At 49.4% G+C, this 1907-nt stretch carries 1 rRNA gene; it reads right to left on the reverse strand.

Features of this window, described 5'->3' with window-relative positions:
- Positions 1 to 108: 108 nt before the first annotated feature.
- Positions 109 to 1680 (reverse strand): 16S ribosomal RNA (locus BN55_RS08360).
- Positions 1681 to 1907: the final 227 nt, after the last annotated feature.

The following is a 1907-nucleotide window of genomic DNA, read 5'->3' on the forward strand; positions in this document are numbered from 1 at the left end:
TTGAGGTATTACCCTCAAAACTAAACAAAGTTTCTCAGTGTGCTTCCGCTTGGCTTTTCGATGAATTCTTTTAGTATCTCTACTCTCCTTCATCTTCGCCTTCCTTAGAAAGGAGGTGATCCAGCCGCAGGTTCTCCTACGGCTACCTTGTTACGACTTCACCCTAATCATCTGTCCTACCTTAGACGGCTGACTCCTTTAATGGTTATCTCACCGGCTTTGGGTGTTACAGACTCTCATGGTGTGACGGGCGGTGTGTACAAGGCCCGGGAACGTATTCACCGCGGCGTGCTGATCCGCGATTACTAGCGATTCCAGCTTCGTGTAGGCGAGTTGCAGCCTACAGTCCGAACTGAGAACGGCTTTCAGAGATCCGCTTGCCTTCGCAGGTTCGCTTCTCGTTGTACCGTCCATTGTAGCACGTGTGTAGCCCAGGTCATAAGGGGCATGATGACTTGACGTCATCCCCACCTTCCTCCGGTTTGTCACCGGCAGTCTCATTAGAGTGCCCAACTTAATGATGGCAACTAATGACAAGGGTTGCGCTCGTTGCGGGACTTAACCCAACATCTCACGACACGAGCTGACGACAGCCATGCACCACCTGTCTCAGCGTCCCCGAAGGGAACACCTAATCTCTTAGGTTTGCACTGGATGTCAAGACCTGGTAAGGTTCTTCGCGTTGCTTCGAATTAAACCACATGCTCCACCGCTTGTGCGGGCCCCCGTCAATTCCTTTGAGTTTCAACCTTGCGGTCGTACTCCCCAGGCGGAGTGCTTAATGCGTTAGCTGCAGCACTGAGAGGCGGAAACCTCCCAACACTTAGCACTCATCGTTTACGGCATGGACTACCAGGGTATCTAATCCTGTTCGCTACCCATGCTTTCGAGCCTCAGCGTCAGTTGCAGACCAGAGAGCCGCCTTCGCCACTGGTGTTCTTCCATATATCTACGCATTCCACCGCTACACATGGAGTTCCACTCTCCTCTTCTGCACTCAAGTTCAACAGTTTCTGATGCAATTCTCCGGTTGAGCCGAAGGCTTTCACATCAGACTTATTGAACCGCCTGCACTCGCTTTACGCCCAATAAATCCGGACAACGCTTGCCACCTACGTATTACCGCGGCTGCTGGCACGTAGTTAGCCGTGACTTTCTAGGTGATTACCGTCAAATAAAGGCCAGTTACTACCTCTATCTTTCTTCACCACCAACAGAGCTTTACGAGCCGAAACCCTTCTTCACTCACGCGGCGTTGCTCCATCAGACTTGCGTCCATTGTGGAAGATTCCCTACTGCTGCCTCCCGTAGGAGTTTGGGCCGTGTCTCAGTCCCAATGTGGCCGATCAGTCTCTCAACTCGGCTATGCATCATTGCCTTGGTAAGCCGTTACCTTACCAACTAGCTAATGCACCGCAGGTCCATCCAAGAGTGATAGAAACCCATCTTTCAAACTTCTAGCATGCGCTAGATGTTGTTATCCGGTATTAGCATCTGTTTCCAGGTGTTATCCCAGTCTCTTGGGCAGGTTACCCACGTGTTACTCACCCGTCCGCCGCTCGCTTGTATCTAGTTTCATTCGGTGCAAGCACCGAAATCATCTAGGCAAGCTCGCTCGACTTGCATGTATTAGGCACGCCGCCAGCGTTCGTCCTGAGCCAGGATCAAACTCTCATTTTCCTTTTGAAAATGAGCTTTTTGTCTGTTAGCTCTAAAACATCTTTGAGTTATCTCAAATTTATTGCTTGCGAATTGACTTCGCTTTTGTTTGGGATTTTTAAATCCCGCACACTTTCAGCGAAACTTTGTTCAGTTTTCAAGGTACTACCTGAACTCGCGATACGAGTCAGCTTTTATATTTTATCACACTCTTTTGAGCTTTGCAAGAACTTTTTGAAATATTTTTT

The organism is Lactobacillus hominis DSM 23910 = CRBIP 24.179 (genome assembly GCF_000296835.1).
Lineage (GTDB): Bacteria > Bacillota > Bacilli > Lactobacillales > Lactobacillaceae > Lactobacillus > Lactobacillus hominis.